Here is a 22,051-nt window from a genome sequence, read left to right as displayed (position 1 = left end):
CCAACCTTCGGATCGAGGCAGGGGCCACCCGATGAGCGACGACAAGCTGCGGTACTTCCTGAAGCGGGTGACAGCCGACCTGCACGACACCAAGCGCAAGCTGCAGACCGTCGAGGCCCGCGACCAGGAGCCGCTGGCCATCGTCTCGATGAGCTGCCGCTTCCCGGGTGGCGTGCGGTCGCCGGAGGACCTGTGGGAGCTTGTCGCCGACGGCCGGGACGCGCTCACCGAGTTCCCGGACGACCGGGGCTGGGACCTGGAGGCGCTCTACGACCCCGACCCGAACAAGCCGGGCAAGAGCTACACCCGCATCGGCGGGTTCCTCGACGGCGCCGGTGACTTCGACCCGTCCCTGTTCGGGATCTCGCCGCGTGAGGCCCTCGCCATGGACCCGCAGCAGCGGCTGCTGCTGGAGACGTCCTGGGAGGCCGTCGAGCGGGCCGGCATCGACCCGCTGTCGCTGCGCGGCAGCTCCACCGGTGTCTTCGTCGGGCTGAGCACCTCGAACTACGGCATGGGTCTGCCGAACGTGCCCGAGGGCGTCGACATGTACATCGGCACCGGCAACACCACGAGCGTGGCGTCCGGCCGGATCTCGTTCACCCTCGGCCTCAACGGCCCGGCCGTCACCGTGGACACCGCCTGCTCCTCCTCGCTGGTGGCCCTGCACCTCGCCGTGAACGCCCTGCGCCGCGGCGAGTGCGACCTGGCCATCGCCGGTGGCGTCACCGTCATGGTCACCCCCGGCGTGTTCGTCGTCTTCTCCCGGCAGCGCGGCATGTCCGTCGACGGCCGGTGCCGGGCCTTCGCGGCCGGCGCGGACGGCACCGGCTGGGGCGAGGGCGGCGGCGTGCTCGTCGTGGAGCGGCTGGCCGACGCCGAACGCAACGGCCACCCGGTCCTCGCCGTGATCCGGGGCAGCGCCCTCAACCAGGACGGCGCCTCCAACGGGCTCACCGCCCCCAACGGCCCCTCTCAGCAGCGGGTCATCCGCCAGGCCCTCGCCAACGCCCGGCTCGGCTCCGCCGACGTCGACATGGTCGAGGCGCACGGCACCGGCACCACCCTCGGCGACCCGATCGAGGCGCAGGCGCTCATCGCCACGTACGGGCAGGACCGCCCGGCCGACCGTCCGCTGTGGCTGGGCTCGGTGAAGTCGAACATCGGCCACACCCAGAGCGCCGCCGGCGTCGCCGGGCTGGTCAAGATGGTGATGGCGCTGCGTAACGGCGTCATGCCGGAGACCCTGCACATCGACGAGCCGTCCCCGCACGTGGACTGGACGGCCGGGGCGGTCTCCCTGCTCACCGAGTCCAAGCCGTGGCCGGAACTGGACCGCCCCCGCCGCGGCGGCGTCTCCTCCTTCGGGGTCAGCGGCACCAACGCCCACGTCATCCTGGAGGAGTACCGCCCGCGCGTCGCCGAGGCGGCGACCGTCGACGGCGGGCAGGCGGACGGGACCGGCGCCGTCGAGCCCGCGCGCCGGCCGGGCCTGGTCGCCTCGGACGTGACCCTCTGGCCGGTGTCGGCCCGGTCGAGGACCGCCCTGGGCGGGCAGGCGGCCCGGCTCGCGGACTTCCTGCGCAAGCGCGGCGAGATCGATCCGGCGGCGGTCGGCTGGTCGCTGGCCACCACCCGCTCGACGTTCGACCACCGTGCCGCCGTCGTCGGGTCGACCGCCGACGAGCTGCTGGCCGGGCTGGACGCCCTCGCCGCCGGCCAGCCGGCAGGGAACCTCGTCACCGGTACGGTCACCAGCGCCGGCGCAGGTTCCGTCTTCGTGTTCCCCGGTCAGGGGGCGCAGTCGGCGCGGATGGCGGCCGGGCTCGTCGGTCGTACGCCGGTGTTCGACGCGAAGCTGGCCGAGTGCCAGCGGGCTCTGGCGCCGTACCTCGACGTGGACCTCGTCGCGGTGTTGACCGGTGACGACGAGTCGTGGCTCGATCGGGTCGAGGTCGTGCAGCCCGTGCTGTGGGCCGTCGGCATCGCCCTGGCGGCCGTGTGGCGCGCGGCGGGCGTCGTCCCGGACGCGGTGATCGGTCACTCCCAGGGCGAGATCGGCGCGGCCTGTGTCGCCGGGATCCTGAGCCTGGAGGACGCTGCGAAGGCAGTGGCGTTGCGGTCGCGGGCGCTGACGGTGCTGCGGGGGACCGGGACGATGGCGTCGATCGACCTGTCGGCCGACGCGGTCACCGAGCGACTGGGGGAGTTCCCGGGCGTCGGTGTCGCGGCCGTCAACGGGCCGTCCACCGTCGTGGTGTCCGGCCCGCCGCAGCCCGTGGCCGACCTCGTGCAGGCGTGCCAGGCGCAGGGCGTCCGCGCCCGGCTGATCCCCGTGGACTACGCGTCGCACTCCGAGGCCGTGCAGCAGGTGGCCGAGCAGCTCCGCGCGGACCTGGCCGGCGTCACCCCGCGGGCCGGCCACACCCGGCTGGTCTCCACCCTCACGGGCGAGTGGGCCGACCCGCTCACCATGGGCGCGGAGCACTGGTACGACAACCTGCGGCAGACCGTGCAGTTCGACGCCGCGGTCCGTACGGCTGTCGCCGCCGGGCACACCACGTTCGTCGAGATCAGCCCGCACCCGGTGCTGACGATGCCGGTCACCGCGATCCTCGACGACACCGGCGCGAGCGGGCACACCCTGGGCAGCCTGCGCCGGGGCGACGACGACGCGACCCGGCTGCTGACCAACCTCGCCACCGCGTACGCCGTCGGCCTGCCCGTCGACCTGGCGGACGTCCTCGCCGAGACCGAGGTCGCGCCGCTGCCCACGTATGCCTTCGACCACCAGCGGTTCTGGCTCGACGGCAGCGGCGGTCCCGACCTGGAGACCCTGCTGTCGGGCATGAGCGGCGACCCGGGCGACGCGGGCTTCTGGGCCGCCGTCGAGAGCGGGGACGTCACGGCCCTCGCCGAGACCATCGCCACCGAGGAGACCCCGGCACACGAGGTTCTCGACGCGCTGCTGCCGGCCCTGCCGATGCTCACCTCCTGGCGCCGGCAGCGGCGCCGGCAGGCCGACATCGACAGTTGGCGCTACCAGGACACCTGGAAGCCCCTGACCGGCGTCGCCAACCGGGGCATGGACGGCACCTGGGTCGTGGTCATGCCGACCGGCGACATCATCGAGCCCTGGCAGGACGCCTGCGTCGAGGCGATCGCGGCGGCCGGCGCGACGCTCGTGCCGGTGGCCGTCTCCACGCCCGACGTCGACCGCGACCAGTTCGGCAAGCTGCTGCAGGAGGCGCTCGCCGCCGCACCGGGCGGCGACGCCACCGCCGACGTCGCCGGCGTGGTCTCGCTGCTCGCCTTCGACGAGCTGGCCCACCCGCTGTACCCCTCCGTGCCCGGCGGCTTCGCCGCCACCGTCGCGCTCTTCCAGGCCCTCGGCGACATCGGACTGCACGCGCCGATGTGGAGCGTCACCTCCGGCGCCGCGTCGGTAGGCATGGCCGACCTGCTGCGCGCCCCGGCGCAGTCGCTGGTCTGGGGCTTCGGCCGGGTCGCCGCGCTGGAGCACCCGCAGCGCTGGGGCGGCCTCGTGGACCTGCCCGAGGCCGTGGAGGACCGCTGTGCCGACCTGCTGGTCGCCGCCCTCACCAGCGCCGGGGACGAGGACCAGATCGCGGTACGCCCGAGTGGCCTGCTCGCCCGCCGGCTCACCCGCGTCCCGCTCGGCGACAGTCAGCCCGCCAACCCGTGGCAGCCGTACGGCACGGCGCTCGTCACCGGCGGCACCGGCGCGCTCGGTGGGCACGCCGCCCGCTGGCTGGCCCGCAGCGGTGTGGAGAACATCGTCGTCGTCAGCCGGCGGGGCATGGCCGCGCCCGGCGCGCAGCAGCTCGTCGACGACCTCACCGCGCTGGGCGCCCAGGCCACAGTGGTCGAGTGCGACGCCTCCGACCGCGACGCCCTGGCCGAGCTGATCGAGGCGATCCCCGCCGAGTACCCGCTCACCGCGGTCGTGCACGCCTCCGCGGTCCTCGACGACGCCATGATCAACGACATCCGGCCCGAGCAGATCGAACGGGTGCTGCGGGCCAAGGTCGACGTCGCGTACAACCTGCACGAGCTGACCCTCGACCACGAGCTGTCCGCGTTCGTCATGTTCTCGTCCTTCGCCGGCAGCGTGGCCAGCTCCGGCGTCGGCAACTACGCCCCGAGCAACGCGTTCCTCGACGCGCTCGCCCAGCACCGCCGGGGCCTCGGCCTCACCGCCACCTCCGTCGCCTGGGGGGCGTGGGCCGGCGGCGGCATGGCCGACGGGCCGCTCGGCGAGCTGCTGCACCGCCACGGCGTACCCGAGATGACCCCGGAGGCGGCGATCACCGCGCTGCACCAGGCCGTGGACCATGGCGAGGCGTTCCTCACCATCGCCGACATCGCCTGGGAACGGTTCTCCGTCGCGTTCACCGCCACCCGGCCCGGTCCGCTGATCAGCGACCTGCCGGACGTCCGGCGGCTCGCCGCCGCCGAGGCGATGGGCAGCGTGGAGGCCGGCGACGGCCCGGAGTCGTTGCGGGAGCGGCTCGCCGGGCTGCCCGCCGCCGAGCGGTTCGCCGTGCTGCTCGGCCTGGTCCGTGGCCAGGTCGCCGCCGTGCTCAACTACCCGTCCGCCGACTCCGTGGACGAGCATCGGGCGTTCCGGGAGCTGGGCTTCGACTCCGTCACCGCCGTCGAGCTGCGTAACCGGCTCGGCGCGGCCACCGCCGTGGCCCTCCCGGTCACCCTGGTCTTCGACTACCCGACCCCGACGACCCTGGCGGAGTACCTCTACGCCGAGGTCGCCCACGACGACGTGGTCACCCCGAACGCGCTCCTCGACGATCTGGACCGGATCGCCGAGGGCCTCGACGTGGTCGCCCGGGACGAGGCGGCCCGGGTGCGGGCCACCGTACGCCTGCAGGCGATGCTCTCCCGGCTCGGCCAGGACAGCGGTGGCGCCGACATCGGCCGGCACCTCGACGACGCCACCGACGACGAACTGTTCGCGATGGTGGACAAGGACCTCGGCATCTCCTGACCCAGCTTCAGCTCTCTCCCGTCTCTTTCGAGGAAGCGGCACTCCGATGGCCAACGAAGACAAGCTCCGCGACTACCTCAAGCGGGTCATGGCTGATCTCCACGACACCCGCCGCCGACTCAGCGAGGCCCAGTCCCAGGAACTGGAGCCGGTGGCGATCGTGGCGATGAGCTGCCGGTTGCCGGGCGGGGTGCGCAACCCCGACGACCTGTGGGAGCTGTTGCGGGACGGCCGGGACGCCGTCGCGCCCTTCCCCGACGACCGGGGCTGGGACCTGGAGCGCCTCTACCACCCCGACCCCGACCACCCGGGCACCTCGTACGCCCGGGAGGGCGGGTTCGTCGACGGGGCCGGCGACTTCGACTCCGCCTTCTTCGGCATCTCGCCGCGCGAGGCGCTGACCATGGACCCCCAGCAGCGGCTGCTGCTGGAGACCGCCTGGGAGGCGGTAGAGGCCGCCGGCATCGACCCCGCCTCGCTGCGCGGCAGCCGGACCGGGGTGTTCGTCGGCACCAACGGGCAGGACTACGGCACCCTGCTGATGATGTCGCCCGACGGCGACGAAGGGCACTCGATGACCGGGGGCGCGGCGGCCGTCGCGTCGGGCCGGGTGTCGTACGCCCTCGGGCTCGAAGGACCGGCCGTATCCATCGACACGGCCTGCTCGTCGTCGCTGGTGGCGCTGCACCTCGCCGTGCAGGCGCTGCGGGCGGGGGAGTGCGACCTGGCGCTGGCCGGCGGGGTGACCGTGATGGCCACCCCGGGCCTCTACATCGGATCCAGCCGGCAGCGCGCACTCTCCACCGACGGGCGTTGCCGGTCGTTCGCCGCCGCCGCCGACGGCGCCGGGTTCTCCGAGGGGGTCGGCTGGCTGCTGGTCGAGCGGCTGTCGGACGCCCGCCGCAACGGCCACCGCGTCCTGGCTGTGGTCCGCGGCACCGCCGTCAACCAGGACGGCGCGTCGAACGGGCTGACCGCGCCCAACGGGCCGGCCCAGCAGCGGGTCATCAGCCAGGCCCTCACCTCCGCCCGGCTCTCCACCGCGGACGTCGACGTGGTGGAGGCGCACGGCACCGGCACCAGGCTGGGCGACCCGATCGAGGCGCAGGCGCTCATCGCCACGTACGGGCAGGACCGTGACGAGGCCCCGCCACTGCTGCTCGGCTCGGTGAAGTCGAACATCGGCCATGCCCAGGCCGCCGCGGGCGTGGCCGGCGTGATCAAGCTGGTGCTCGCCATCCGGCACGGCCTCGTGCCGGCGACGCTGCACGTCGACGCGCCGTCGCCGCACGTCGACTGGACGGCCGGTGCGGTGGAACTGGTGACGGAGGCCCGCCCGTGGCCCGAGACGGGCCGGGTACGCCGGGGCGCCGTCTCCTCGTTCGGCATCTCCGGCACCAACGCTCACGTGATCATCGAGCAGTCGGCTGAGCCGGTCGAGTCGGGTGCGTGCGGGCGTGGGGCGGGGTTGGTCGCTTCGGATGTGGTGGCTTGGCCGGTGTCGGCGCGGTCGGGGACGGCGTTGGCCGGTCAGGTTGTCCGGCTTGCGCGGCACGTGCGTGAGCGGGGTGGGATCGATCCGGCAGGGGTGGGCTGGTCGTTGGCGGCTACCCGGTCGGCGTTCGATCATCGCGTCGTTGTCGTCGGGTCGTCCGTCGAGGGGTTGCTTGCCGGGCTGGATGCCTTCGCCGCCGGTCAGCCGGCGGGGAACGTGGTCACGGGGGTGGCGTCGAGTCCGGGTGCGGGTCCGGTCTTCGTGTTTCCGGGTCAGGGTGCGCAGTCGGCGCGGATGGCGGCGGGGCTGGTGGGTCGTACGCCGGTGTTCGACGAGTGTCTGGCGGAGTGCCGGCGGGCGTTGGCGCCGTATCTCGATGTGGATCTCGTGTCGGTGCTCAAGGGCGAGGACGAGTCGTGGCTGGACCGGGTCGAGGTGGTGCAGCCGGTGCTGTGGGCCGTCGGTGTCGCTCTGGCGGCGGTGTGGCGTGCGGCGGGTGTGGTTCCGGACGCGGTGATCGGTCACTCGCAGGGTGAGATCGGTGCGGCGTGTGTGGCGGGCATTCTGAGCCTGGAGGACGCGGCGAGGACGGTGGCGTTACGGTCGCGTGCGCTGGCGGTGCTGCGGGGTACCGGGACGATGGCGTCGGTGGACCTGTCGGCCGAGGCGGTGGCCGAGCGGCTGCCCGCGTTCCCGGGTGTCGGGGTCGCGGCGGTCAACGGCCCGTCCACCGTCGTGGTGTCGGGTCCGCCGGAGCACGTCGCCGGCCTTGTGCAGGCGTGCGGGGCCGAGGGTGTTCGTGCCCGGCTGATCCCCGTGGACTACGCGTCGCATTCGCCCGCGGTGCAGGAGGTCGCCGAGCAGCTTCGGGCGGACCTGGCCGGTGTCAGTCCGCGGGCCGGTCACACCCGGCTCGTGTCCACTCTCACCGGGGACTGGGTGGATCCGGCGGTGATGACCGCTGACTACTGGTACGACAACCTGCGACGGACTGTGCTCTTCGACGCGGCCGTGCGGACGGCTGTGGCTGCCGGGCACGCCACGTTCGTCGAGATCAGCCCGCATCCGGTGCTGACGATGCCGGTCACCGCGATCCTCGACGACGCCGGTGTGAGCGGGCACACCATCGGCAGTCTGCGTCGTGGTGACGACGACGCGACCCGGCTGCTGACCAACCTCGCCACCGCGTACGCCGTCGGCCTGCCCGTCGACCTGACGAGGGTGCTGCCCGCCGCGGCCACCGTCGACCTGCCCACGTACGCCTTCGACCACCACCGGTACTGGCCCGCGCCGCCGCTCTTCCTCACCGCGGCCGGCGCCGCCCCGGACATCGACCGCTGGCGCTACCGCGTCACCTGGCGGGCCCTGCCCGACCTGCCGCTGACCTGGCTCGCCGGCACCTGGCTCGCGCCGGTGCCCGCGGCGCTGGGCGACGACCCGCTGGTCACCGACGTGCTGTCGGCCCTCGGCAACTTCGGCGCGGACGTCGTCCCGGTGGAGCTGGACGTCACACACGACCCGGCGGCGCTGGCCGAGCGGCTGAGCGCCGCGCTCACCGGCCCGGACGGACCCGTCGCCGTGCTCTCGCTGCTGGGTCTGGACGAGCGGGCGCACCCGGAGCACCCGGCCACCTCGCTGGCCGTCTCGGGCACCGCCCTGCTGGTGCAGGCGCTCGGGCTGCTCGGCGTCGAGGCGCCGCTGTGGTGCGCCACCCGGGGAGCCGTCGTGGCCTGCGCCGACGACCCGGCGCCGCGCCCCGCCGCCGCCTCCGTCTGGGGGCTCGGCCGCGCCGTCGCCCTGGAACACCCCGCCCGCTGGGGCGGCCTGCTCGACCTGCCCGACGTGCTCGACGCGCAGGCCGGCGCGCTGCTCTGCGCGGCGCTCGGCGCCAACGGTGGCGAAGACGCCTTCGGCGACGACGGCGCGGAGCAGTCCGGCCGGGGCGAGGACCAGCTCGCCGTCCGCGCCTCCGGCGTCTTCGTCCGCCGCCTCACGCGGATCACCGAACCCGAGCCGGTCGACTCCGGCGACGCGGACGACACCCGGCGGATGCGCGGCACCGTGCTGATCACCGGTGGCACCGGCGGACTGGGCGGGCATCTGGCCCGCTGGGCGGCCCGCTCCGGCGCCGCGCACGTCCTGCTGGCCAGCCGGCGCGGCCCGGACGCCCCGGGCGCCGCCGAACTGGAGGCGGAGCTGACCGGCCTCGGCGTACGGGTCACAGTGGCCCGCTGCGACGTCGCCGACCGGGCACAGGTGGCCGACCTGCTCGCCGCCGTCCCCGCCGACGCCCCGCTGAGCGCCGTGCTGCACACCGCCGCCGTCCTCGACGACGGCATCGTCGACACCGTCACCGCGCAGCGCCTGCACACCGTCGCCGCGTCGAAGTGCGTCGCCGCGCTGCACCTGGACGAGCTGACCCGCGACCTCGACCTGGACGCCTTCGTGCTCTTCTCCTCGGTGGCCGGAACCACCGGCAACGCCGGGCAGGGCGCGTACGGGGCGGCCAACGCCTTCCTCGACGCCCTCGCCGAGCGGCGCCGGGCCGAGGGACTGCCGGCCCTCTCGGTGGCCTGGGGCGCCTGGCGCGGGGCCGGCCTGCCCGCCGAGAACGAACGCGCCCAGGAACGGCTGCGCCGGGGCGGCATGATCGGCATGGACCCGGAACTGGCCGTCGAGGCCCTCGCCCGGGCGCTGCGCCGCGACGAGCCCACCACAGTCGTCGCCGACATCGACTGGGCCCGTTTCGCCCCCGCGTTCACCCTGGTGCGGCCCAGCCCGCTGATCGGCGACCTCGCCGAGGCCCAGGAGGCGACGCAGCCGGCCGGGCAGGAGGCCGCCGAGGAGGAGACGGGCGTACCATCGGCCCTCGCCCGGCGGCTCGCCGCGCTCGCGCCGGGGGAGCGCACCGCGACACTGCTGGAGCTGGTTCGGCAGTGCGCGGCGACGGCCCTCGGCTACGGCGCCGCCGACGACATCCCGGCCACCCAGCCCTTCCGCGACCTCGGCCTGGACTCGCTGACGGCAGTCGACATGCGCAACTTCCTGGCCGCCGCCACCGACCTGCGGCTGCCCGCGACGCTCGCCTTCGACTATCCGAACCCGACGGTGCTCGCCGCGCACCTCGGCGAACTGCTCACCGGGATCGTCCCCGACGCGACCACCCCCGCCCCGGCCGCCGCGGCCGAGGACGACGACCCGATCGCCATCGTGGCGATGAGCTGCCGCCTGCCCGGTGGGGCGGACACCCCGGAGCAACTGTGGCAGCTCCTCGCCGCCGGCGGCGACGCCATCGGGGAGTTCCCCACCGACCGGGGCTGGGACCTGGACCGGCTCTTCGACTCCGACCCGGAGAAGGAGGGCACGAGCTACGCCCGTGAGGGCGGCTTCGTCACCGGCGCCACCGACTTCGACGCCGGCTTCTTCGGCATCAGCCCCCGCGAGGCCCTCGCCATGGACCCGCAGCAGCGGCTGCTGCTGGAGGCGTCCTGGGAGGCGGTCGAGCGGGCCGGGATCGACCCGCACACGCTGCGCGGCAGCGCCACCGGCGTATTCGTCGGCACCAACTACCAGGACTACCGCAACCTGATGTTCAGCGCCGAGGGCGCCGAGGGGCACCTGATGACCGGCAACGCCGGCAGCGTCCTGTCGGGCCGGGTGTCGTACACCCTCGGGCTGGAGGGGCCCGCCGTCTCGGTCGACACCGCCTGCTCGTCGTCGCTGGTCGCGCTGCACTGGGCCTGCCAGGCGCTGCGCCGCTCGGAGTGCTCACTCGCCCTGGTCGGCGGCGTCACCGTCATGTCCACCCCCGGGGTGTTCGTCGGCTTCAGCCGGCAGCGGGGCCTCGCCCCGGACAGCCGGGTCAAGGCGTTCGCTTCCGCCGCCGACGGCACCGGCTGGGGCGAGGGCCTCGGCCTGCTGCTCGTCGAGCGGCTCTCCGACGCCCGCCGCAACGGTCACCCGGTGCTCGCGGTCATCCGGGGCAGCGCCGTCAACCAGGACGGCGCTTCCAACGGCCTCACCGCCCCGAACGGGCCGTCGCAGCAGCGGGTGATCCGGCAGGCGCTCGCCAACGCCGGCCTCGCCCCGGCCGACGTGGACGCCGTCGAGGCGCACGGCACCGGCACGAAGCTCGGCGACCCGATCGAGGCGCAGGCCCTGCTCGCCACGTACGGCAGGGAGCGGCCCGCCGAGCAGCCGCTCTGGCTCGGCTCGATCAAGTCGAACATCGGTCACACCCAGGCCGCCGCCGGTGTCGCCGGGATCATCAAGATGGTGCTGGCGCTGCGGCACGGCTACCTGCCGCAGACCCTGCACGTAGACGAGCCGACCGACCAGGTGGACTGGAGCGTCGGTGCGGTCGAACTGCTCAGTGAGGGCCGCCCTTGGCCGGTCACCGACCACCCGCGCCGCGCCGCCGTCTCCTCGTTCGGCATCAGCGGCACCAACGCGCACACCATCCTGGAGCAGGCCCCGGAGCCGGTCGAAGCCGAGCAGCCGACTGGTGACCCGGCGCGGCTGCCGGTGGTGCCGGTGCTGCTGTCGGGCCGTTCGGGGCTCGCGCTGGCCGCCCAGGCGCAGCGCTGGTCCGAGCAGCTCACCGGGCTGGAGGCGCCACGTACGGTCGACGTCGGCTGGTCGTCGGCCGTCGCCCGGGCAGCCCTGGAACACCGGGCCGTCGTGCTGGCCACCGACCGGATCGCGCTGGGCGCCGGGCTGCGCGCCCTCAGCACCGGCGAGGACGCGCCGCTGGTGGTCACCGGCGTGGCGGTGCCCCGGCCGAAGGTGGCGTACCTGTTCTCGGGTCAGGGCGCCCAGCGGGCCGGGATGGGTCGCGAGCTGGCCGAGGCGTTCCCCGTCTTCGCCGCCGCCCTGGACGAGGCCTGCGCCGCCCTCGACGCGCATCTGCCCCGCCCGCTCAGGCCCCTGCTCTTCGCCGAGCCCGGCACGCGTGAGGCCGAGGCGCTGGACCGCACCGAATTCACCCAGCCGGCGCTGTTCGCCGTGGAGGTGGCGCTGTTCCGGCTGTTCGAGGCGTGGGGGGTCCGCCCCGACGCCGTCGCCGGGCACTCGATCGGCGAGATCGCGGCCGCCCACGCCGCCGGTGTGCTCTCCCTGGCCGACGCCGCCGAGCTGGTCGCCGCCCGGGGCCGGCTGATGCAGGCGCTGCCGGCCGGGGGGGCGATGCTTGCCGTCGCCGCCACCGAGGCCGAGGTGACCGCCACGATCGGTGAGCGGGCCGACCGGGTCTCCGTCGCGGCCGTCAACGGCCCCGCCGCGGTCGTGGTGTCCGGGGCCGGCGACGCCGTCGAGGAACTGGCCGCCCAGTGGGCCGCCCGGGGTGTCCGGGTCCGGCGCTTGGCGGTCAGCCACGCGTTCCACAGTCCGCTGATGGATCCGGTGCTCGACGACCTCGCGGCCGTCGCCGGACGGCTGCGGTACGCGGCTCCGAGCGTCCCGATGGTCTCCACCGTCACCGGCGCGCCGGTCGACGCGGCGGAGATCGGCACGCCCGGGTACTGGGTGCGCCACGCCCGCGAGGCGGTACGCTTCGCCGACGCCGTCGTGGCACTGCGCGAGCGCAACGTCACCGGCTACGTCGAGATCGGCCCGGACGGGGTGCTCACCGCCCTCGCCCAGGCCGTCCTGGCCGAGGCCCCGGCCGGCGGCCGGGCCCCACTGGTGGTGCCCGCCCTGCGCCGGGACCGCGCCGAGCCGAGCACCCTGCTGCGCGCGCTCGCCGCGCTGCACACCCACGGCGTCTCCCCGGACTGGTCCGTCCTCTACGCCGGTACCGGCGCCCAGCGGGTCGAGCTGCCCACCTACGCGTTCGACCGGCAGCGCTACTGGCCGGAGCCGCCGCCCTGGGCCGCCCTCGTGGCCGCCGACGAGGCCACCGAGGTCGAGCGCCGCTTCTGGGCCGCGGTCGAGGCCGAGGACCTGGAGTCGCTGGCCCGCGACCTCGACGTGCACCGCGACCAGCCGTTCGGCACCGTGCTGCCCGCCCTGTCGGCGTGGCGCCGGCGCGGCCGGGAGCAGGCCCTGGTCGACGGCACCCGCTACCGGGCGGTCTGGGAGCCCATCGCGGAGACCACGCAGGAGCAGGATCCCGGCCGGTGGCTGGTGCTGCTGCCCGCCGACCGGGCGGACGACCCCGACCTGCACTCCTGCACCTGGGCCCTGGGTGCCGAGGTGAGCATCGTGCCCGTGGACACCGCCGCCGACTCCGAGGAGCTGTGCGGCGGGTTCGCCGACGTGCTCACCGAGGCGCTCGGCGCGGGCGACGAGCCGCTGTCGATCCTGTCCTTCCTCGGCCTGGACGACGCCCCGCACGCCGAGCACCCGGCGCTGCCGCGCGGCCTCGCCGCGACCGTGCACCTGCTCCAGCAGCTCGTCGACCTCGACGCCTCGGTCCGGCTCTGGTGCGTCACCCAGGGCGCCGTCGGCCTCGGCGACGGCGACGCCCCGGCCAACCCGCGGCAGGCGATGCTGTGGGGCCTGGGCCGGGTGGCCGCGCTGGAGCAGCCCGCCCGCTGGGCCGGGCTGGTCGACCTGCCCACTGACCTGGAGCCGTGGACGGCGATGCGTCTCGGCGGCATCCTCACCGGCGGCGGCGTGGAGGACCAGCTCGCCGTCCGCGAGTCCGGGGTGCTGGTGCGGCGGCTCGTACCGGCCACCACCACCGACGGGGAGCTCACGCCGTGGCAGCCCCGGGGCACGGTGCTGATCACCGGAGGCGCCGGTGCGCTCGGTGGGCACGTGGCCCGCTGGGTGGCCGCCGAGGGCGCCCAACGGGTGGTGCTGACCAGCCGGCGGGGGACCGGCACCCCGGGCGCCGCCGAGCTGATCTCCGAGCTGGCCGGGCTCGGCGTGGACTGCCGGGTGGTCCGCTGCGACGCCGCCGACCGCGCCGCCGTGACCGACCTCCTGGCCGATCTCCGACGGGAGGGGCCGCCGCTGCGCGCTGTGGTGCACGCCGCGGGGGTCAGCGAGGTGGTGCCGCTGGCCGACACCACCCTGGAGGACCTGGCGTACGTCATCGCCCCGAAGGTCTGCGGCGCCGAACACCTCGACGAGCTGCTCGGCGACGCCGAACTGGACGCGTTCGTGCTCTTCTCGTCCATCTCGGCGGTGTGGGGCAGCGGCGGACAGGGCGCGTACGCGGCCGGTAACGCCTACCTGGACGCGCTCGCCGAGCGGCGACGCGGCCAGGGCCGGGCGGCCACCTCCATCGCCTGGGGACCGTGGACCGAGTCGGGCATGTACACCGAGGGTGCGGCGGAGCAACTGCGTCGCCGCGGCCTCCAGGTGATGCCGCCCGGCGTGGCGATGGCCGGGCTGCGGCACGCCGTCGCGGTCGGCGACAGCTGCGTCACCGTCGCCGACGTCGACTGGGCCACCTTCCAGCCGCTGTTCACCTCGCTGCGGCCCAGTCCGCTGCTGGCCGACCTGCCGGCCGTACGCGGGCTGGCCGCCGCCCCCGCCGAGGCGCCGGAGGCGGTCGCGCCCGGCGCTCGGAACCTGCTCGCCGGGCTGCAGGCGCTGCCGGACGACGAGCGGCGGGCCGCACTGCTGGAGATGGTGCGGGTCGACGCGGCGAAGGTACTCGGCCACCCCTCCGCTGACGCGATCGAGACCGACCGGGGCTTCCTGGACCTCGGCTTCGACTCGCTCACGGCCGTGGAACTGCGCAACCTGCTCACCGCGGCGACCGGGCACGACCTGCCCACCACCGTCGTCTTCGACTACCCCACCCCGGACGGCCTGGCCGGCCACCTGTACGAGCAGCTCTTCGCGGGCGCTGCGGGGGACGACGGCGACGGCGGCGACGAGGAGTCCGTGCGCCGGGCCCTCGCCGCGATCCCGCTCGACGAGCTGCGGCAGGCGGGCCTGCTCGACCAGCTGCTCCAGCTGGCCCGTACGAGTGCCGGCACGCCGGCCGCGGCGTCCGCTGCCCCGGTCACGTCGTCCGAACCCGAGACCCAGATCCGCGAACTCGACGTCGCCGGCCTGGTCCGGATGGCCCTGGAAGGCTCCGACTCGTGACCCGGCCGGCCCTGAGGAGCGCCCGATGAATGTTTCCCTGGACGAGGTCGTCGGCGCGCTGCGTGCGTCCCTGCTCGACAACCAGAAGCTCAAGCAGCAGAACCAGCAGCTCACCGCCGCGCTCAGCGAACCGGTAGCGATCATCGGCATGAGCTGCCGGTTCCCCGGCGGTGTCGGGTCACCGGAGCAACTGTGGGACCTGGTGGCCGCCGGCGGCGACGCGATGTCGGCGTTCCCGGACGACCGGGGCTGGAACCTGGGCGCGCTCTACGACCCGGACCCCGACCCCGACAGCCGGGGCACGTCGTACGTGCGTGAGGGCGGGTTCCTCTACTCCGCCGGGGACTTCGACCCGGCGTTCTTCGGCATCAGCCCCCGCGAGGCCCTCGCCATGGACCCGCAGCAGCGGCTGCTGCTGGAGACCGCCTGGGAGGCGTTCGAGCGGGCCGGCATCGACCCCACCCGGCTGCGCGGCACGCCCACCGGTGTCTACGCGGCAACCAGCAGCCAGGGTGACTACGCGGCCCTGCTCACCGGGGTCACCGGCGGCGTCGAGGGCTACCTCGGCACCGGCAGCGCCGCAGCCGTGGCGAGCGGCCGGATCTCCTACGCTCTCGGGCTGGAGGGGCCGGCGGTCACCGTGGACACCGCGTGCAGCTCGTCGCTGGTCGCGCTGCACCTCGCCTGCCAGGCGCTGCGGCTGGGCGAATGCACGATGGCGCTGGTCGGCGGGGTGTCGGTGATGGCCACCCCGACCGTCTTCGTGGAGTTCTCCCGGCAGCGGGGCCTGTCCACCGACGGCCGGTGCAAGTCGTTCGCGGCCGCCGCCGACGGCACCGGCTGGTCCGAGGGGGCCGGCGTGCTGCTCGTCGAGCGGCTCTCCGACGCCCGCCGCAACGGCCACCCGGTCCTCGCCGTGCTGCGCGGCAGTGCCGTCAACCAGGACGGTGCGAGCAGCGGGCTGACCGCTCCGAACGGCCCGTCGCAGCGCCGGGTGATCCGGCAGGCTCTGGCGAACGCGGGGCTGGGTGCCGACCAGGTGGATGTCGTCGAGGCGCACGGTACGGGCACCACGTTGGGTGATCCGATCGAGGCGCAGGCGCTGATCGCGACGTACGGGCAGGGCCGGTCCGCGGAGCGGCCGTTGTGGCTCGGCTCGGTGAAGTCGAACATCGGGCACACCCAGGCGGCGGCGGGCGTGGCCGGGGTGATGAAGATGGTGCTGGCGATGCGGCACGGGGTGCTGCCGCCCACGCTGCACGTGGACGAGCCCACCCCGCACGTCGACTGGTCGGCCGGGGCGGTGTCCCTGCTGACCGGCCCGCAGCCATGGCCGGAGACCGGGCAGCCGCGCCGGGCCGCGGTCTCCGCGTTCGGCATCAGCGGCACCAACGCACACGTCGTCATCGAGCAGGCCGCCGCGACGGACACCGACGGCGCCCGGCCGGCCGGTACGCCCGCCCCGCCGGTACCGTGGATCGTCTCGGCCCGCTCCGCACCGGCCCTGGCCGGGCAGGCGCGGCGGCTGCTGGCGCATCTGGCCGATCACCCCGACCTGACCCCCGCCGACGTGGCGTACTCGCTGGTCACCACCCGGGCGGCCCTGCCGTACCGGGCAGCGGTGATCGGCGGGGACCGCGACGCGCTGCGGGCCGGCCTGCAGGCGGTCGCCGAAGAGCGCGACACCCCCGGCGTGGTGCGAGGCGTGGCCCGCCCGGCCGGCAAGGTCGCGTTCCTCTTCACCGGGCAGGGTGCCCAGCGCCTCGGCATGGGCGCCGAGCTGTGCCGCCGGTTCCCGGTCTTCGCCGCCGCCTTCGACGAGGTGGCCGGGGAGCTGAACCGGCACTTGAGCCGGCCGCTGCGGGAGGTGGTCTGCGCCGAGGCCGGCTCGCCCGGCGCGGATCTGCTGGACCGTACCGAGTTCACCCAGCCGGCGCTGTTCGCCTACGAGGTCGCCGCTTACCGGCTGGTCACCGCATGGGGGCTACGCCCGCAGTTCCTGCTGGGCCATTCGGTCGGCGAGCTGGCCGCGGCACACGTCGCCGGGGTGCTGTCGCTGGCCGACGCGGCGACCCTGGTGGCCGCCCGGGCCCGGCTCATGCAGCAGTTGCCGCCCGGCGGGGCGATGCTGGCGGTGCAGGCGTCCGAGGCGGAGGTGGTCCCGCTGCTCGACGAGCGGGTGTCCCTGGCCGCCGTGAACGGCCCCCGGTCGGTGGTGCTCTCCGGCGACGAGGAGGCCGTGCTCGCGGCCGGGCGGCGGCTGTCCGCCGAGGACCGGCGGTCCCGTCGGCTGCGGGTCAGCCACGCCTTCCACTCCGCCCGGATGGACGCCATGCTGGCCGACTTCCGGATCGTCGCGGAGAAGGTCGCGTGGCACCCGCCGAACCTTCCGATCGTCTCCGACCGCACCGGCGAGCCGCTCACCGCCGCCCAGGCCACCGACCCGGGCTACTGGGTCGACCACGTCCGGGACACCGTCCGTTTCCACGCGGGCGTCGCCACCCTCGCCGCCGGCGGCGTCGGAACCTTCGTGGAACTCGGCCCCGACAGCGCGCTGACCGTGCTGGCCCGGGAGTGCCTGCCCGACATGGAACCGGCGGCCTTCGTGCCGCTCGCCCGCCGGGACCAGCCGGAGGCGACCACGCTGCTCGCCGCGCTGGCCGCGGTCGACCTGCGCGGTGCCGGGGTCGACTGGGCGGCTCCCTTCGGCGGCAGCGACGCCGCGCGTGTCGAGTTGCCCACCTACGCCTTCCACCGCGAGCGTTTCTGGCCGGACCCGCCCACGGTGGATCTCGTCCCGCCCGCCGCGACCGGAGAGGACGAGGAGTTCTGGGCGGCCGTGGCGCAGGGACGACCGGCCGAGCTGGCCGCCGCGCTCGGCCTGCCCGCCGACCGGCAGGACGCGCTCGCCGACGTGCTGCCCGCCCTCGCCTCCTACCGGGACCGGCGGCGTCGCGGATCGGAGCTGGACGGGCTGCGCTACCGCGCCGACTGGGAACGCGTCGACCTGCCCCCCGCCCGTACCACGCCGACCGGCCGATGCCTGCTGGTGGCTGGGGCCGGCACCGACGCCACCGCGGTGCTCACCGTGCTGCGCGCCGAGGGCCTGGACCCGACGCTGGTCACGGTCGGAGACGACCTGGACGCTGTCGTCCGGGCCTCGCTCGCCGACGGCACCTGGTCGGTCGTGGTCTCGCTGCTGGCGGCGGAGAACCCGGCGGCCGGCGCGGGAACCGGCGCGCTCGCCGGGACGGCCGCGCTGGTGCGGACCCTCGCCGCTGCGGGGAACGGCACGCCGATGTGGACGGTGACCCGGGGCGCGGTGGCCGTCGACGCGCACGACGCCGCTCCCGGCGTGGCCGGGGCGTACCTCTGGGGCCTGGGCCGGGTGCTGGCGCTGGAGCAGCCACGCCTGTGGGGCGGGCTGGTCGACCTGCCGGCGGAGCCGGACGACGTCGCGCTCGCCGCGCTCGCCCGGGTCGTCGCGTCCGGCGGCGACGAGGACCAGGTGGCGGTACGCACCGGCGGGGTGTATGTCCGGCGGCTCCGCCGGGCCCCGGCCGGCGCCACCGATACGGACTGGCGGCCCCGCGGCGCGGTCCTGGTGCACGGGTCCGCGCAGGTGCGTACCCCGCACCTGCTGCGCTGGCTCGCCGAGCGCGGCGCGTCGCACCTCGTCCTCGTGGGGCCGGTGGCGGATGCCGACCCGCCCGGCCCGGACGTCACCGTCACCGCCGTCGGCGACCTGGACGGGCTGCCCGAGGTGCTGGACCGGCTGGCCGCCACCGGCAGCGAGATCCGTACCGTCCTGCACGTCGCCGACTCCGACGGGGCCGGCGACCCGGTGGCGGTACTGGACCCGCACGACCTGGCCGACGCCGTGGCCGCCCGTACCGCCGCCGTGGAACTGCTCGGGCGGGCCTGCGCCGGCCTACCGGTCGACGAGTTCGTCGTCTTCGCCTCGACGGCCGCCGTCTGGGGCAGCGGGGGAGCGGCGGTCGCCGCCGCCGTGGGCGCCGGGCTGGCGGCGCTGGCCGCGGGCTGGCGTGCCGCCGGCCGCCCGGCCACCGTCGTCGCGTGGGTGCCCTGGGCGGACGAGATCACCGACGCGGCGCAGTTGCGCCGCCGGGGGGTCCGGCCGCTGCCCGCCGACCTGGCCCTGTCCGCGCTGGGGCAGGCTCTGGTCCGCGGCGACGACCAGGTGGCCGTGGCGGACCTCGACTGGCGCGCGTTCGTGCCGGCCTTCACCGCCGTACGGCCCAGCGCGCTACTGCGCGGCGTGCCCGAGGCGACGGCCGGCGCGGAGCCGGAGGCCGGCGATGCCGCGACCGATCCCGCCCGCGCGCTGCGCGAGCGGCTGGCCGGCGTTGCGGCCGGCGACCGGCACCGGATCCTGCTGGACCTGGTCCGGGCGCGGGTGGCCACCGTCCTCGGGCACGCCTCGCCCAACGCGGTCGAGGCCGACCGGGACTTCCTGGAACTCGGCTTCGACTCGCTGACCGCACTGGAACTGCGCGACGCGCTGCGCCAGGAGACCGGGGTGGAGCTGTCGGCGACCCTGCTCTTCGACCACCCCACCCCTACGGCGCTGGCCGTTCACCTGCTCGGCCGGCTCCTCGGCGCGGCGGCGGCCGGGGACGGCGCGGACGACGCCGGTGGCCCTGCCGGGGAGAGTGCCGGCGGCGGACTGCTCGGCGGGTTGTTCAACCAGCCGAAGGCGCGCGAGAACCCGGCCGGGTATGCCGAACTGCTGGTCAAGCTCGCCCAGTTCCGCCCCAGCTTCCGCGAGCCGGCGCAGCTCACCCGCCCGGCCGGAATCCTCCGGCTGGCCGAGGGCGGCGCCCGGGCGCAGTTGGTGTGCTGCTGCACGATGTCGCTGCTCTCCGGCGCGCACGAGTACGCCCGGCTGGCCGCCGGCTTCCGGGGCGTACGTGACGTGTGGGCCCTGCCCAACCCCGGGTTCGGCGTGGGCGAGGAGCTTCCCGCTGACCTCGACGCGCTGCTGCGGGTGCACGCCGACACGGTGCTGCGTACCGTCGGTGCCGGCCCGTTCGTGCTGGCCGGTCACTCCGGTGGTGCGATGGTGGCCAACCTGCTCGCCGGGGAACTGGAACGCCAGGGCCGCCCGCCGGACGCGGTGGTGCTCATGGACACCTACCCGGCCGACAGCGAGGTGCTCGGCGGGTGGGTGCCGCAGCTTCTCGACGGGATGATCGACCGGGACACCGCGTACACGCCGATGGACGACTGGCGGACGACGGCGTGGGCGGGCTACCTGCCGCTGTTCCTGGACTGGCAGCCGACCGAGATGGCGGCGGCGACCCTGCTGGTGCGGGCCACCGAGCCGCTGGGGGAGTGGGACGGCGAACCGGACGGCTGGCGGTCGCGCTGGCCCTACCCGCACGAGGCTGTCGACGCGGCCGGCGACCACTTCAGCATGGTCGCCGACCGGGGGCCGGAACTCGCCGGCACGGTCCAGCGCTGGCTGGCCGCGCGGGGCCTGTGACCGGTTCCGCCCCTGGCGTGCCCCTAGCGCCCCCTATCGGCGTACATACATCTATCGGACCGACGTTCCAGGACGGAGCATGACGACGTGGACGAGGCAGTGGTGGTCACGGAGCTGGTCAAGCGGTACCAGCCCAACATGCCACCGGCGGTGGACGGGCTGAGTTTCTCCGTCGCCGCCGGTGAGGTCTTCGGCCTGCTCGGGCCGAACGGTGCGGGCAAGACGACGACGATCGGGGTGCTGACCACACGGGTGCGGGCCACCTCGGGCCGGGCCCGGGTGTGCGGCGCGGACGTGATCGGCTCGCCCGCCGCCGCCCGGCAGTTGCTGGCGGTCGTACCGCAGCGGGTGAACCTGGACCGGGCGCTGACCGTCCGGCAGAACCTGCTGTTCCACGCGGCCTACCACCGGGTGCCCCGGGCGCAGCGCATCCGGCGGGCGGACGAGTTGCTGGACCAGATGGGGCTCAAGGACTTCGCGAACCACCGCACCGACTTCCTGTCGGGCGGCCTCGCCCAGCGGACGATGATCGCCCGCGCGCTGATGCACTCGCCCCGGGTGCTCTTCCTCGACGAGCCGTCGGCGGGCCTCGATCCGCAGTCCCGGCTCTTCGTGCACGACCGGATCGCCGAGCTGAAACGGGACGGCGTGACAGTGGTGGTCACCACACACGACATGGACGAGGCGGAGAAGCTCTGCGACCGGGTCGGCATCGTCGACCACGGAAAGCTGCTCACCATGGACACGCCGTCCGCGCTGACCCGTACGCTGCCGGGCAGCAGCACCCTGACCCTCGTGGTGACCCCCGGCGCCTCCGCCGAGGAGGTGCGGGCCGCGCTCGATGCGATCCCCGACGTGGAGCAGGTGGAACACTTCAAGATGACCGCCAAGGTGCCCGTCGCCGCGCCGGCGTTTCCCGGCATGCCGGCGATGCCGATGCCCGCCCCGGTCCCGGACGCGCCCGCCGACTCGGACGCCCCCCTGTCCTTCCGGGTCTACACCAGCGGCCAGCCGGCCAACGCCATCCCGATGGCGATGAAGATCCTCGCCGACCTGGGTTGCGAGGTTCGTGACCTCAACATCGGCCAGCCCAGTCTGGAAGATGTCTTCATCCACCTGACCGGAAGGGAACTTCGGTGAGCGTCACCGCCCCCGCCCCCCCGTCCGCGCCGTCACCGCCCGCGGCGCCGCCGCCGGTGCGCGCGCTGGACCAGCTTGCCACCTTCCGCGCGGTGCTCTCGCGGGACCTGTTCGTCACCGGCCGGGAGCTGGTCGGCTTCCTGCTCCAGGTCTTCATCCAGCCGCTGTTCATGCTGCTGATCTTCGGCAAGGTGCTCAGCGACCTGGGCTACGCCAGCGACGACTTCTCCAACGTGCTGCTGCCCGGCGTCATCGCGCTGAACGCCTTCCTGATCGGCCTGGAGAACACCGCGCTGCCGATGATGATGGACTTCTCCTTCACCCGGGAGATCGAGGACCGCCTCCTGGCGCCTATGGCGACCCCGCTGGTGGCGCTGGAGAAGATCGTCTTCGGGGGCATCCGTGGCCTGATCGCCGGTGTGGTGCTGATCCCGGTCGGCATGCTCATGCTCGGCGTCACCTGGCCCTGGGCGGTGGTGCTCAAGGTGGTCGGGGTGTTGGCGATCGGTGCGCTGGTCGGCGCGGCGGTCGGTCTCGCCTTCGGCACCCTGGTGCCCACGCAGCACATCCAGATCATGTTCACCGTGGTGATGACCCCGATCATGTTCACCGGTGCCACCCAGTTCCCGCTGCTCGGCCTGGACTCGCTGCGCTGGTATCAGGTGATCTGTTCGCTGAACCCGCTGACCTACATCAGCGAGGCGACCCGGTCGCTCGTCGGCCCGCCGGGGGTCGAGTCGCTGCCGCTCTGGCTGTGCATGTGTGTCCTCACCGGGGTCTTCGTGGCGTTCTCGGCGATCGGCATGCGTGGCTTCATGCGTCGCGCCATGGACTGACC

At 74.8% G+C, this 22,051-nt stretch carries 4 protein-coding genes and 1 pseudogene; all 5 read left to right on the top strand.

Translation table 11 applies throughout. The features are described 5' to 3' along the window. The first annotated feature begins 31 nt into the window (after positions 1-31). The 5 genes and pseudogenes from ACPCK6_RS15820 to ACPCK6_RS15800 all read left to right on the top strand — a co-directional run bounded on the left by ACPCK6_RS15820 (position 32) and on the right by ACPCK6_RS15800 (position 22,049). The gene (locus ACPCK6_RS15820) at positions 32-5,026 is read left to right on the top strand and encodes a type I polyketide synthase (RefSeq protein WP_423481475.1); all 4,995 of its coding nucleotides are present in this window, start codon (positions 32-34) and stop codon (positions 5,024-5,026) included. Positions 5,027-5,072: 46 nt separating this feature from the next. Next, positions 5,073-14,567 (top strand): type I polyketide synthase, encoded by a 9,495-nt coding sequence (locus tag ACPCK6_RS15815; RefSeq protein ID WP_423481474.1) that lies wholly within the window; start codon positions 5,073-5,075, stop codon positions 14,565-14,567. Between the two features lie 25 nt (positions 14,568-14,592). Continuing rightward, a pseudogene (locus tag ACPCK6_RS15810) lies at positions 14,593-20,073 on the top strand (type I polyketide synthase); the annotation flags it as partial. Positions 20,074-20,160: 87 nt separating this feature from the next. Beyond that, a complete protein-coding gene (locus ACPCK6_RS15805; RefSeq protein ID WP_030498869.1) occupies positions 20,161-21,213 on the top strand; it encodes an ABC transporter ATP-binding protein in 1,053 nt (350 codons plus the stop codon). Then, entirely contained in the window at positions 21,210-22,049 is an 840-nt protein-coding gene (locus tag ACPCK6_RS15800; protein WP_030498870.1) for an ABC transporter permease, read from the top strand. The genes ACPCK6_RS15805 and ACPCK6_RS15800 overlap by 4 nt, the downstream gene beginning before the upstream one ends. Positions 22,050-22,051: the final 2 nt, after the last annotated feature.

Source organism: Micromonospora sp. AB353 (genome assembly GCF_049538395.1).
Taxonomy (GTDB): domain Bacteria; phylum Actinomycetota; class Actinomycetes; order Mycobacteriales; family Micromonosporaceae; genus Micromonospora; species Micromonospora aurantiaca.
The sequence above is the reverse complement of the archived record's forward strand: the minus strand, read 5'-3'. Positions and strand labels throughout refer to the sequence as shown.